This window comes from Pseudobdellovibrionaceae bacterium, assembly GCA_015163855.1.
GTDB lineage: Bacteria > Bdellovibrionota > Bdellovibrionia > Bdellovibrionales > UBA1609 > JAAOIH01.
In genome coordinates, this window is sequence record JAAOIK010000016.1 from 25,313 (window position 1) to 38,514 (window position 13,202).

12 protein-coding genes are annotated in these 13,202 nt (G+C 34.0%); 6 read left to right on the forward strand and 6 right to left on the reverse strand.

The window, feature by feature from the left end:
- The first annotated feature begins 5 nt into the window (after positions 1-5).
- Entirely contained in the window at positions 6-1,310 is a 1,305-nt protein-coding gene (gene der, locus HAW63_02470) for a ribosome biogenesis GTPase Der (GenBank protein MBE8162832.1), read from the forward strand.
- Between the two features lie 7 nt (positions 1,311-1,317).
- Here the strand turns inward: der and HAW63_02475 are convergent, their stop codons facing one another.
- Both HAW63_02475 and HAW63_02480 read right to left on the reverse strand, forming a co-directional pair.
- Complete coding sequence (locus HAW63_02475) at positions 1,318-2,613, reverse strand: adenylosuccinate lyase (GenBank protein MBE8162833.1); 1,296 nt, start codon at positions 2,611-2,613, stop codon at positions 1,318-1,320.
- Entirely contained in the window at positions 2,606-3,853 is a 1,248-nt protein-coding gene (locus HAW63_02480; GenBank protein ID MBE8162834.1) for a hypothetical protein, read from the reverse strand. The genes HAW63_02475 and HAW63_02480 overlap by 8 nt, the downstream gene beginning before the upstream one ends.
- Before the next feature lie 78 nt (positions 3,854-3,931).
- Between HAW63_02480 and HAW63_02485 the strand changes: the two genes are divergently transcribed.
- From HAW63_02485 to rpe, 3 genes are read left to right on the forward strand one after another with little or no spacing between them, the layout of a single operon-like run.
- Positions 3,932-4,615 carry a hypothetical protein gene (locus HAW63_02485; GenBank protein MBE8162835.1) on the forward strand — a complete coding sequence of 228 codons (684 nt, stop codon included), beginning with the start codon at positions 3,932-3,934 and terminating at the stop codon, positions 4,613-4,615.
- Between the two features lie 15 nt (positions 4,616-4,630).
- Positions 4,631-5,635 carry an LD-carboxypeptidase gene (locus tag HAW63_02490; GenBank protein ID MBE8162836.1) on the forward strand — a complete coding sequence of 335 codons (1,005 nt, stop codon included), beginning with the start codon at positions 4,631-4,633 and terminating at the stop codon, positions 5,633-5,635.
- On the forward strand, positions 5,632-6,276 hold the full coding sequence (gene rpe, locus HAW63_02495) for a ribulose-phosphate 3-epimerase (protein ID MBE8162837.1): 645 nt from the start codon (positions 5,632-5,634) through the stop codon (positions 6,274-6,276). The genes HAW63_02490 and rpe overlap by 4 nt, the downstream gene beginning before the upstream one ends.
- A gap of 7 nt (positions 6,277-6,283) precedes the next feature.
- On the opposite strand, the gene hutH is transcribed toward rpe, so the two are convergent.
- Genes hutH through HAW63_02515 form a run of 4 tightly spaced genes read right to left on the reverse strand, consistent with a single transcriptional unit; the run spans position 6,284 to position 11,152 of the window.
- Positions 6,284-7,843, reverse strand: coding sequence for a histidine ammonia-lyase (gene hutH / locus HAW63_02500; GenBank protein ID MBE8162838.1), 1,560 nt, complete (start codon positions 7,841-7,843; stop codon positions 6,284-6,286).
- 16 nt (positions 7,844-7,859) lie between these two features.
- The gene (gene speA / locus HAW63_02505; GenBank protein ID MBE8162839.1) at positions 7,860-9,737 is read right to left on the reverse strand and encodes a biosynthetic arginine decarboxylase; all 1,878 of its coding nucleotides are present in this window, start codon (positions 9,735-9,737) and stop codon (positions 7,860-7,862) included.
- A gap of 4 nt (positions 9,738-9,741) precedes the next feature.
- Complete coding sequence (locus tag HAW63_02510) at positions 9,742-10,293, reverse strand: hypothetical protein (protein ID MBE8162840.1); 552 nt, start codon at positions 10,291-10,293, stop codon at positions 9,742-9,744.
- 19 nt (positions 10,294-10,312) lie between these two features.
- Positions 10,313-11,152, reverse strand: a complete 840-nt coding sequence (locus tag HAW63_02515; protein MBE8162841.1) for an alpha/beta hydrolase — start codon at positions 11,150-11,152, stop codon at positions 10,313-10,315.
- Positions 11,153-11,302: 150 nt separating this feature from the next.
- Here HAW63_02515 and HAW63_02520 point away from each other — a divergent pair, with 150 nt between their 5' ends.
- The gene (locus HAW63_02520; protein MBE8162842.1) at positions 11,303-12,442 is read left to right on the forward strand and encodes a hypothetical protein; all 1,140 of its coding nucleotides are present in this window, start codon (positions 11,303-11,305) and stop codon (positions 12,440-12,442) included.
- A 3-nt stretch (positions 12,443-12,445) separates the two neighbouring features.
- A complete protein-coding gene (locus HAW63_02525; protein MBE8162843.1) occupies positions 12,446-13,201 on the forward strand; it encodes an ABC transporter permease in 756 nt (251 codons plus the stop codon).
- Position 13,202 lies beyond the last annotated feature (1 nt).

Genomic DNA, 13,202 nt, shown 5'->3' on the forward strand with positions numbered 1-13,202 from the left:
AAGTTATTGTGAAAAAGTTAGGAATTTTAGGAAGACCTAATGTGGGGAAGTCTACATTATTTAATATTTTAACTCGCACTAGAAAGGCGGTAGTAAAAAATTTGTCGGGGGTTACTCGCGATTTATTAATTGAAGAAGCAAAGTGGTGGGGACATACTTTTGAAGTAGTAGACACTGGCGGCTTAACCGACTCGCAAGATCTATTTTCTAAATTGATAAAAGAACAAGTAGTTAATTATTTACCTATTTTTGATTTTTTAATTGTTATTTTAGATGGAAGGGCAGGATTAATTCCCGAAGATAAACAGGTGGTGCAGTTGGCCAAAGAAAGTGGTGTTCCTTTTTTAGTTTTGGTAAACAAGGTGGATCAATTCCATAAAAAAGATGTAGCCTTAAGTGATTTTTATAAGCTGGGCGTAGATTTGATGCCAGTATCTTTTGAAAAATATATTCAAGTCGATGAAGTTATAGAGTGGATTATTAGTCATATTAAAACAGAGGAAGAAGGTAAAGATCTATCTCAGTTTACTAAATTATGTTTAGTGGGAAAGCCCAATGTTGGAAAAAGTTCATTATACAATAATTTAATTGGGCACAAGCGTGTATTGGTTTCAGAACAGGCAGGAACAACTATTGATAGTGTTGAGGATTCTTTTGAATATGACGGTAATAAATATGTCATTGTAGACACTGCGGGGCTAAGGCGTAATACCAAAAAAGAGCACCTAGAAGTTTTGTCTGTTTATAAATCAGAGCACAGTATAGCCGCGGCGGATATAGTTTTGCTTTTGGTGTCGGCAGTGGAGGGGCCCACAGTACAAGACGCTAGAATTTTAGAAAAAATTTTGAGCGAGCATAAAACACCAATTTTAGTAGCTAATAAATCGGATCAAGCAAAAGTGGATGTTCCCGCTTTTAGAAAAAAATTTCGAGAACAGGTGGCAGAGATTTTTCGATTTTATCCGGATATTCCCATTGTATTTACTAGTGCAGTAACGGGGTCAGGAAAAAAAGATTTATTTAATACTATTTCGGATACATGGAAATTACTTAATAAAAAAATTCCCACAGCGAAGTTAAATAAATTTTTTTACGAAGCCATTAGACAGGCTCCTGCTCCCGTTTACAGACAGCGTGATGTAAAATTTTATTATTTAACACAAACAAATCAAAAGCCACCTAGCTTTATTGCCTTTGCTAATTTTCCTGATGGAGTTAGCCCTTCGTATCGAAGATTTCTGATTAAAAAAATAAAAACAGAGTGGAATTGGCATGGTGTGCCTATGCGCATTTTTGTTATGAAAAAATAACGGCAGGTTACAACTTTTTTAAATGTTCGTTAACTAATTTTATTAACCTAGCTTTCGATTGGCTGCCATTAAAAATACTATTAATCTCAGTTTTAGAAAGACTTTGCATAATACTTTTTTCTTTTAATACTTTGTCTTTTAAATGTTCTTCTTTTTTTAAGTTTAAGCTTAGTTTTTGAAGCAACTCATAGGCTGTATTTCTTTTCCATTTTTTATTAACTAAAGCAGAAAGTAAGGTGGCCGAAAAAATTTTCCCTTTAGATATTTCTATATTATTTAGCATTTTTTGTTTATCCACTTGCAAGTTGCTAACTAAGTTGGTAGCTCGACTAAGCAAATAATGACTAAGAATAAAGGCATCGGGAATGATAACTCTCTCCACCGAAGAATGACTAATGTCTCGCTCATGCCAGAGGCTAATGTTATCCATAGCCACTTGCCCATAAGATTTTAATAATCGAGTTAAGCCCGATATGTTTTCGGCAGAAATGGGGTTCTTTTTATGTGGCATGGCGCTAGAGCCTTTTTGCCCCTTTAAAAAACCTTCAGAAACTTCGGCAACTTCACTTCTTTGTAGGTGGCGAAGCTCAATAGCTAACCTGTCCAAACAGCCTCCTAGCATAGAAATAGATTGTAAAAGTCGCGCATATCTATCTCTAGGAATAACTTGCGTGGAAAGGTCTTCGGCTTTTAATTTTAGCTGTGTACAGACTTTGGTTTCTAAAGTTTTTGGTAAAAAAGAGTAATTTCCCACAGGGCCACTAATTTGTCCCACCGCGGTTTGTTTTAAAGAGCGGCTTAAGCAGTCTTGAGCTCTTTGTAGTTCGTAATAATGACTTAGTAATTTATAAGAAAAACTAGTTAGCTCGGCTTGCATTCCATGAGTTCTACCTACGCAGAGGCTAGACTTATGGGTTTTAATTTTTTGCAGCAAAGCTTTTTTAAATATTTTTATTTGAGATTCTAATAATTTTCCAGCCTCTTTAATTTGTAAATTAAGTGCAGTATCTAACACATCAGAGGAGGTTAGGCCATAATGAATAAATTGTCCTGCACTACCTACGCTTTGTGCTAAATTATTTACAAAAGCAATAACATCATGTTTGGTTTTCTTTTCTATTTGTTTAATTTTAGCAATATTAAAAGTGGCTTTTTTCTTAATTTGGGCTGCCGCTGATTTAGGAATTAGCCCCATCTTTGCCTGAACATTAGCAACGCAAACTTCTACCTCTTTCATTTTGGTAAATTTATTATGCTCTGTCCAAATTTTTTCCATCTCTGGAGTTGTGTATCTACTAATCATGACTTCCTTTTTTTAATGATTTTTTTATTCTGTTAGCTATATTTTTTTGAAAATTTAAAAAATTAGGCCAGTCTAAATTAGAACTAGCTTCAAAGTTACAAAAATGCAGATTATTTATATTTTTTGTATGAGGTGTTCTAGAATGTTCAAAAACAGGAAACAAAGGGCTGGGGTTATGTTTAGGTATATCTATTTTTTGTATCTTTAGTTGAGGGATTCTTTTTTTAAAAAAATAAGGTATAGCCGCTTTAATTATTTTTTCAGAGGGGCGCTGTTGTGGTAAACATAACCAAAGGCTCCAGACATTAGGCAAAGAGGTTTTTTTTACGATACCTAGGTTATCGCCAGCAAAATAAAGCATTGGGTTATTTAACAATAAAAAAGAAGAGGTAGGAATGTCGGGTATAGATGTTTCATTAAGATGAAGGGTAATTTTTTGCCATTGCCACACAGGTTTTAACACTTCTTTATACAGCAAAGGAAAAATTTTAGGAAAAAAGTTTTTTGTTTTTTGCGAATTTAATGTCCACACTATTTGAGAAACAGGAATTTTGCTTTTTTGTTTGGTTTCGGCGTTGGTGTAGTCGATAGTTTCTATATTGTTTTTTATTTTTGAAAAAGATAGCTGGCTATCTATGTTAATAACCTCAACTTTATTAGTTGCACACCAATCTAAAGAGGCTTGTAGAGTATTTTGTGTGGCAGAAATTATTTTTTTTTTGTTAAATAAAGGAAGAGCTTTTGTAATGGTGTTTTTAAAATCATAAGGCTGAAGCGAAAAGGTAGAGCTAGGTAGTTGGTGAGCTAACCCACTTAACCAATTTTCAGAGTGAGGAAGTTGGCTAAGGCTTTTACGCAAATAGGTTTTTTCGCTAGGGCTTAACAAGTAGGTATTGCTTAAATATTCTATATTTTCGGCATGCAAGCCACAGCTATCTAAAGCATAGTGCTTAATAAAGCTTTGAAAATCTATGGGGCCTGATGGTAACCATAGAGTAAAACCAGAAGTTGAGTTTTTAAAGCGAAAAAAAGAATTTAAAAAAGCCTCTTGCAAAGGGTTTGTGGTGCCTTCAAAAAAATCAAAAGGGCCAGCTAAGCTTTCCATAGTTGGACAGTAGCTTGGCTGTGGGTCTTGTAAATTAAGCAAGCTAACCGAGTATCCTTCTTGGCTTAATAAGCTGGCAATATAGTGGCCTTTGCCATATAAAGAAACCACAAATATGCGAGAGGAACTAGACATAGCCTATATGTATCAAAACTCCACTCAAAAGGCTAGGAAAGAGTTGATGTAGCTGAGGAAAAACCGTAAATTAAAATTATGTTATATATAAAAAAAATGCTTCCCTTTTTTATTGGTGTTTTAATTTTTTTTAGTTACAAGCTTAGCTTTGCCGAAGAAACTTATGACCCCTTTGCCGATTATAGCGAATTTGCAATTATAAAAGAAGAAGAACAAGATGTTAATTTTTTTAATGATGGGCGATTTTTGTCTTTAGGTATTTTAGTACAACGAGCGCAGCCCATAGGTGACTTAGCAGAGGTGTATGGAGGGGCTTTTGGGGTTCATTTTATTGTTAGTTATTTTTTTGATTTACGATTTGCTTTACAAGTTAACTTTGGTTACCAAGATCATAAATATGTAACCACCGAAGAGTCGTTTAATGGAAGCGCTCAATTTAGAGATTTAGGAATTGGAATTAAATATTATGTTAACCCAGAGAGAATTGTGTATTCTTTATCTCAGTTTAACCCTTATGTATTAGTAGGCACCAGCCTTGTTACAGAAACTCGTGAAATTGCGACTTCTTCTGACACCGCAGAGGTGAGTCATACGGTTTATAATTTTGGCTTGGGTTTTGAATTACCTATTCCAGGAAAGAAATTTTTTGTAAGTGGGCAAGTGGTATATAATTTTTCCTCTAGTTTTGGGCAAGAAAATCTTTTAGGCAACAAGTCGGGAGATTTTATTAGTACGGGATTAAATGTTGGAATCAATTTTTAAAAATATTTATAATATATGTCTAGTAGTTTAAGTTCTTATTTTCACAAAAATGCTATTGTAGATATTATTGCTCCAGCTTCTTTGTGCTCTGTTTCAGAAATTAAAAAAAGTATAGAGTATGTAAAGCGTTTAGGCCTAGAGCCACGATTTAACAAAAATCTATTAAAAAAACAAAAAGGCGTTTTAAATTCACAACCTTTGGCACAAAAAGAGCAAGAATTAAAAGAGGCGTTACTGTCAAAGGATTCTAACATTGTATGGTGTTTAAGAGGGGGTTATGGCTCTTTTAAATTGTTACCTTTTTTGTCGAAAATAAAACAGCCAAAACAAAAAAAATTATTAATAGGCTATAGCGATATAACAGCGTTACATTATTTTTTTAATCAAAAGTGGAAGTGGCCTAGTTTACATTTTTCTGGCATCGAAGAGCTAAGCACTTTTTTTTCAAAACATAAAACACAAAAACCAGGCTATTTACAATTTATCCGTTTAATTAAAAATAAAAAAGTAGAATATAAGCACTTAACTTTATTGAACCCCAAAAGCATTACTCCCTCTTTGTCTAAAAAACTAAACAAGCCCTTTAAAAAAAATATTTGCAGTTTTCGTTCAGTAGTTATAGGAGGAAACTTATGCACTTTAGCTTCTTTGCTGGGGTCAGACACTTTAAAAACACACAAAATAAGCGCGCCATCTTTTCAAAGTATTTTATTTTTAGAAGATTTAAATGAGCCCGCCTACAAGATCGATCGAATGTTATATCAACTTAAAGCGGCTAATTATTTTAAAAATATAAAAGCTATAATTTTAGGTAATTTTATTTCTTCAAATCTAGAGAATAAAAAAATCAATACAGTGTTTAAAGAATTTTCACAAACCTTGTCTATTCCAGTATTGAAGGGGTTAAAAGTAGGGCACGGGCCAGTTCATCAACCCTTAGCTTTTATGAGCCCTGTTAACTTAACAATAGATTTAAATAATTTAAAATCAAAAACCTCTATTAAACTATCTTATTTATGAAAAAACAAAAAATAGCTCCTAGTATATTATCTGCTAATTTTTCCAAATTGGGAGAAGAAATACTTCTGTTAGAACAATCAGGGGCTGATCTTTTGCATGTGGATGTTATGGATGGTGTTTTTGTTCCTAATTTAACTTTTGGTGCGCCAGTATTAAAAGATATTAAACATTTAACAAAATTAAAGTTTGATGTGCATCTTATGATTACTAATCCAGAAAATTTATTAAAAAGCTTTATAAAGGCGGGGGCCGACTACTTAACTATTCATGTAGAGGCTAGCAAAAATATTGAAGCCTGTTTAAAAACAATTAAAGATTCGGGAGTTAAGGCGGGAATATCCTTAAAGCCAGGTACAAAGTTAGATGCAATAATTCCTTATTTGCATTTAGTAGATTTAGTACTAATTATGACTGTAGAGCCAGGTTTTGGTGGACAAAGTTTTTTACTAGAGCAAGTGAGTAAGTTGCAAGAACTTAAAAAGTACATCTGTGAAAATCATTTAGATATAGAAATTTCTGTAGACGGCGGCATTAATTTAAAAACTGCTAAACTTTGCCAAGATGCTGATATATTAGTTGCAGGAAGCTATATTTTTCAAAACGATTATAAGTTACAAATTCAATCTTTGCGTTCCGTTTAAAAAGATCTTAAAGTTTTTTTAAAAGCTCTTCGTTTTGAATGTGAGCATAAATTTTTTGTATATCTTCAGAAAAATTTCTGTCTTGTTCTGCGTAGGGAACAATGGTTCTAATAAAAGTATAAATTTTTAATACTCCCGCAGCAGGGGATAATGGTTTTAATAAATCCAAAGCTTGGCAAGCACATAGTAATTCCATGGCGGCTACTTGTTGTGTATTTTTTATAACGGTTCTTAGTTTTCGGCTAGCAATACTTCCCATGCTAACATGGTCTTCTTTGTCTACAGAGGTAGGAATGCTGTCTACAGAAGCGGGAAAGGATTGGGTTTTATTTTCGCTAACTAAAGAAGCTGCAGCCACTTGTACAATCATCATTCCGCTGTTTAATCCGCCTTGGCTAGTTAAAAAAGCGGGCAAATCACTCATGCTAGGGTTAATCATTTGAGCAATTCTTCTTTCAGAGATATTTGATAAAGAGGTTGTAGCTATGGTTAAAAAATCTAAAGCCATAGCAACAGGCTCTCCGTGAAAATTTCCACAAGATAAAATTTTATTTTCTTTAGAAAATACCAAAGGGTTGTCTGTGCTAGAGTTGGCCTCAATTTCTAAAGTTTTTTGCGCATAGTTTAAACTTTGTTTAAAGGCTCCGTGTACAGCAGGCAAGCATCGCAAAGAGTAGGCATCTTGCACTTTCAAGCAATCTTTGTGACTTTCTGCTAAGGAAGAGGTTTCGCCTAATAAATTTAAAATATGTTTTGCAGTTTCTGCTTCGCCGTAATGAGGGCGTTCTTGAAAAATAATAGGGTCAAAGGCACTTCGGCTTCCACGCAAGGCTTCTAAAGACATGGCTCCTGCCAAATCCATAACTTTTATTAGCTGTTGTGCTTTGTAAATATTTAACAAGCCTACGGCAGTCATTGCTTGGCAGCCATTAATTAAAGCTAAACCTTCTTTAAATTGTAAAGTTAGGGGGGTAATATTTTTTTCTTTTAAGGCGGCTTCGGTTTTTTGTGTTTGAGTGACTTCGCGAAAGTAATATTCTTCTACAGTTTTTTTTGTTGTACTTTGCAATACCTTGCCCTCTCCAATTAAAGATAAAGCTAAGTGAGATAGGGGGGCTAGGTCTCCGCTAGCTCCAACGCTGCCTTGTTCGGGTATGGCTGGATAAATTTTATGGTTTAAAAAATCAATTAAGGACTGAACCACCTCGACTCTAATTCCGCTTTTTCCTCTAGCAAGGGCGTTTGCGCGTAAAAATATTATAGCCCGCACTTCTGCAATGGAAAAATAAGACCCCACTCCCGCGGAGTGTGAGCGAATAAGATTTTTTTGTAATTGCTGAATATCTTTTTGTGGTATTTTTATTTTACTAAAAGCTCCAAAGCCAGTATTTACCCCATAGATAGTTTGTTGTTTTTGTTTCTCTGTTATAAAGTTGCGCGATTCTTTTATAGCAAGTATGGCGGAATCAGAAAGTTGTATTTTGCAATTTTCATTGGTAGCCACCTTCCATAAAAGATCGGTGGTGATGTCGCTTCCGGTTAATAAAATTACTTCATTTTTTTTCATTTGTTTTCTTTGGGTTTTAGTTCAGGTAAGTGTAAGAGGTAATCATACTTTGGTAATTTTTCATAAACTGCCTAGCTTCTAAGTGGGTCATGGTTTTATTGTTCAAGCTTTGTTCGCAAATTTTTCTCATGGATTCTATTAGGCTATGTTCGTTATACTCCACATACTTTAACACTTCTGAAATAGAATTTCCATAAACTAAATGTTTTATTTCATAAGATTTTTTAGTGCTTTCAATATGTACGGCATGAGTATCGCCAAATAAGTTATGTAAATCTCCAAGAATTTCTTGATAAGCCCCTATTAAAAAGACTCCCAAAAAGTAATCGCTATTTTTTTTATAGGTATGAACAGGTATGTAGTTTTGTGTGGGCTGTTCGGAATTTTTAGAAATAAAATTAGTAATTTTTCCATCAGAGTCGCAAGTTAAATCGGCAATAACAGCTCTTTGGGTAGGTTCTTTGTCCAATTGATGAATGGGCATAATGGGAAAGACTTGTTTAATAGCCCATGCATCAGGTATGGATTGAAATAAAGAAAAATTTCCAAAATAAGTGCTAGTTAACTTATCGCTTAATTGTTTGTATATGGGTTTTAAAGTGGCCTTTCCTTCGGCTAATTTATGAATCTTTTTACAGCTTTTTAAAAAGAGCTCTTCTGCCTTGGCCTTTTGCGGTAAAGTAATGTGTCCATAGCTAAAAAGTTGAGTAATATCTTTTTGTTTCTCTGTTAGATCATGAAAGTACTCATTGATGTTAGATAAATTAACATGATTGTAAATGTCAAAAAGCTCTTTAATTAAGGCAATGTCTTTGGGTTGTTTTGTAGGTAATTTTTTTTTCTCTCCAACAGAGTTGCGCCCTAAAATATTAAAAATCAAAACAGAGCTGTGAGCGGTTAAGGCTCTTCCTGACTCTGTAATAATATGAGGATGAGGAACTTTGTTTTCGTCGCATACAGATTGAATAGTAAAAACCACATCATTGGCATACTCTTGTTCTGTATAGTTAGTAGCTCCTAATTGTGGATCGTCAGAGCCATAGTGAACTCCTAAGCCTCCTCCTACATCAATAATTTCTGGTGTAGCGCCTAACTTATACATTTCTGTAAAAAATCGAGCGCCCTCTTTTAAGACACTTTTAATAGATAAAATACTAGAAACTTGTGAGCCCATATGAAAGTGCATTAGTTTTAAAGATTTTAATAAATTATGTTTTTTAAGTTTTTCTATGCTGTCTATTATTTCTGTGGCATTTAGCCCAAACTTAGATGTATTAGAGGCCTCGTTCCATCGGCTTGCGCTAGAGGAGGTTAGCTTTATGCGCAGTCCAATTAAGGGGGTTATGTTTAGCTCTTTGCTTAGGCGTATAATAATGTCTAACTCTTCTCTTCGGTCCACCACAACATAAATTTTTTTTCCTAGCTTTAATGATAGAAGGGCGGTTTTAATATAATCGGCATCTTTAAAACCATTGCAGATAATAGGGTTGTTGTGAAAGTTAAGCGCTAAGGCAATTAAAAGCTCTGGCTTACTTCCGCATTCCACTCCGCTGGAAAAGGGATTACTAAATTTTGCAATATCACGCACAAGATGCTTTTCTTGATTAACTTTAATGGGGTAAATGTAGTGATAGTTTCCTGTGTAATTATATTCTTTTATCGCTTTGTGAAAGCAGTGATTTAGCAGTGCTAAGCGAGCTTCTAAAATTTCTGGAAAGCGAATTAGCAAAGGGGCTTGTACATCTCTCAATTTTAAATCTTGAGTGAGTTGATAAAGGTCTATGTTGGAGTGTTTTAGCTTTACCTCTAAAGAGCCGTTTTTATTAATGGAGAAAAAATCTTTTCCCCATTGCTGTAGGGAGTATAGTTTTTCGCTATCTTTGGTGTTCCACATATTACTACTTAACTAAATGAGCAATAGTGCTATTTCCTAGAAAGCTATAAAATATTAATTTTGAAGATGAATTTATTTGATTAGGGTGAATATTAAATTTTACAAAAAAGCCTTTAGAAAAACTGTTATGAAAGGGAAATAAAAAATGAGTTTGTTCTTGTGCAAAAGGCGAAGCTAAAATTTTTGAAGAATATTTTTTATTATTAGTTTGTAAAGTAATATTCCAAACTTTTTGGTTGCGCAAATTTTTATAATTAAAGTTAGAGGTGTATAGGCTAACAAAAAAAATAACATAATCTTTTGCAAGCAGTAACTGCGTGTTGTTTGTTGTTGCAGAAGAACTTACCGACTGCAATTGCTTTTTTAAAGCCGTTTGTATTTTTTCTTGATTTAGCCACAAGGCTTTTACAGTGTAAACGCTATCAAAAGAATTATATATATTTTTTATTTTCACTTCTTTTTTTAAAGTACTAGAGTGCTTAGTGTAGAGTGGTTGTAAAAGCGAGCCAGACTGACAAGAATTTAAAAATAAGAATAAAGTAAAAAATAATTTCATAGGGTTCCTGGTTTGTTGGTTACTGTGGTAAATTTTCTGCAAACTCTATAAAATCTGTATATACTTGTTCTTTTTCTATGTCATTTAAAACTTCATGTTCGCTGTTTAAATAGACTTTTAGATGCTTAGATTTTGCAGGTATTTTTTCAAACATTTGTGTAGTTTTTTTAAAATCTACTATTTTATCTATTCCAGAAGCTTGAATAAGAGTGGGTTTATGTAAGGTTAAAAGCGGTTTTTGTGCTTTGGCGTATGCGGTGTCCATTATATGAAATAAATAAGGAGAAATTTTATGATGCCTGTAAGGGTCGTTGTAGGCGTTTTTTTGTATTTTTTTGTCAGAAGTCAGTTGGCTTGTGGGAATATTGTGTTTGATAGCTAATTGTGGAAAATACCTTAAGCCAATATGGGCCAAAATCAGTTTCCACTTTGAGCCGGAGTCTTTTACTCCCATGGCTGGCGAACTTAAGCTTAAGGCGTCTACTTTTTGTTCTATGCTTTTTGTCCAGGACAGCACATTAATGCAGGCACCCAAAGAATGAGCAAAAGAAATTACCTTCTCTGTTGATTTTTTTTCTGCATTTATTAGGTCTATCATTTTGTTAAGATCAGAGCTGTAACTAGATAAAGAGTCGATGCTGCCGCGATTTCCAGAACTTTTTCCATGTCCGCGTAAATCATAAGCCCAAACCTTCCAAGAGTTATCTGTTAAAAACTTGGCAAAATTTTCATAACAAGAAGAATGCTCGTTCCAACCATGGGTAATTAAAACATGTCCTTTTAAAGGGGCTTTGCCACTCCATGTTTGGTAAAAAATAGTATGTTGTTTGTTGGATAAGTAAGACTCGAACAATTGCATGAAAATCCTTTCTTTTTTTTAGTGTAAACCGATGTGTAACTCACCGCAACACATATTTTCAACATTTGTTTTCCTTTTTTAAAGCTTCTATTATTAAAGAGGAGCCTTTGTGGCGTCATAAATAGAAATATACTACCAAGGGACTATTGGTTGAATAAAAAATTACAAACGATACTTTTTTTTGCAGGTCTGCTGGGCTTTTTAATTAGCGCTTTCGTTATTTTTCAATTTAAAAAAGAAATTGTACAAGACAGGGCGCGGATTTCTATGCAGGTTTTACAGTCGGCTATTAGTTCACAATACTGGATATTACAACAACAGGTATTGCAATTGGCTAAGACAGAGGGGCAATTGCATAAGGGAGCTCAAGGAGATGAGTCCACAAGTTTGTCTAACAGCGGTATTCCATTTTTAGCGCTATTAAATACAAAGGGCGACAAAAGGTTTTCGTGGTTTACAACAAATACTTCTGAATTTGATCAACCGAAAGTAGTGAAAAGCATTTTACAGCAAACACATTTTTATTTATCTAAAAATTCTATAAAAGAAAGGGGCTCGTCGCCTGCTATTTTTCCGGTAAAAGTTTTAAAGCAAATCTATTTTGTTTTAGTTTTGCCCTACACAGAAAAAAAATCTTCGCTACGGGCTTTGGCGGTATTGCCTAAGTTAAGTTTTATTTCTTGGCTGCCTTTGCAAGAAACTAAAACTTCGTTTAGTTTATTAAATCCCTCATCAGATATTATTAGCCATGGTAATTACTCTTATATAGCAAAAAAAATATCAGCACCTTGGGCAATAGAACAAAATCAAATGGGTTTGTTAGAGGGGCAACAGTTTAATTATAAAAATTCTGATTTTTATTTTCAAGTATTTGCTAAAATAGAGGGAAGCCCTTTGTTGTTAAGCGCAAGTTGGAAATTATATTTTTGGCCATTATTTTTTCAGTTATTGGCTATCTTTATAGGTGTGTTTGTATTGGCCCCTTATTTTATTTTAACTTTTTTTGCTAAAAAAAAGCAGCCATCAATACAGAAAGATTTTTTTAAAAAAGAGGAAGATAGTAAAAGCGATCAACAACACAAGTCGCCCAACCTAGAGGCCCCTGCAAAAGAGTCGTCGTTACTTGATCAACAAACAGAATTAATTTCTTTGCAAGAACTTCCTGCCCATTCTTCTATTATTAAAGATTTAAAAAATTTAATTGATGATTTAGATCAAAAACCTTTAAATGAAGAAGGCTTAGAAAACGCATCGAATTTATCAGAGAAGAAGCAGGAACAAGGACTGTAAGTTATGCCCAATCTACTTCGTTTAATTTTTCAAATTGGTACTTTTTCTAGATTTTGCAAAAAAGCAATATTCAATATTTTTAGAAAACCTTTTCGCATGGATAGCTACCTTGAACATTTTGATTTTGTAGTGAACCAGTCTTTGTGGATTATCCTTTTAACAGGAATTTTTACAGGAATGGCCTTGGCTCATCAAATGTATTTAGGTTTTATTCGTTTTAATGCAGCTGATTTAGTGGGACCTCTTGTGGCTGTTGGAGTAGCTAGAGAGTTGGGGCCTGTTCTTGCCGGATTAATTGTGTCTGCCCGAGCGGGAGGAGCTATGGCAGCAAGATTAGGATCCATGCGAGTAAGTACGCAGATTGATGCTTTGGAAGTTATGGGCGTTAACCCTATACAGTTTTTAGTTTCTCCTCGTGTGCTGGCAGGCTTTTTAGGTTTGCCTATTTTATGTGCGGTGTTTGATTTAATTGCAATTATAGGGGCGTATTTAATTTGTATCGGGTTACTTTCTTTAGACCCAGCGGTGTTTTGGCAACAAATTCAAAACTTATTTAAAATGTCAGATGTTTATGAAGGACTATTTAAATCATTAATTTTTGGAGGAACTTTTTCTTTAATTTGTTGTTATAAAGGCTACTTTGTTAAAGGTGGCGCTAAAGGAGTTGGGGATAGTACAAACTTAGGGATTGTTTATAGCATGGTAACTATTATTATTATGGATTTCTTTTTGTCTAATTTAATCAAGTTGGTAAGGTAAT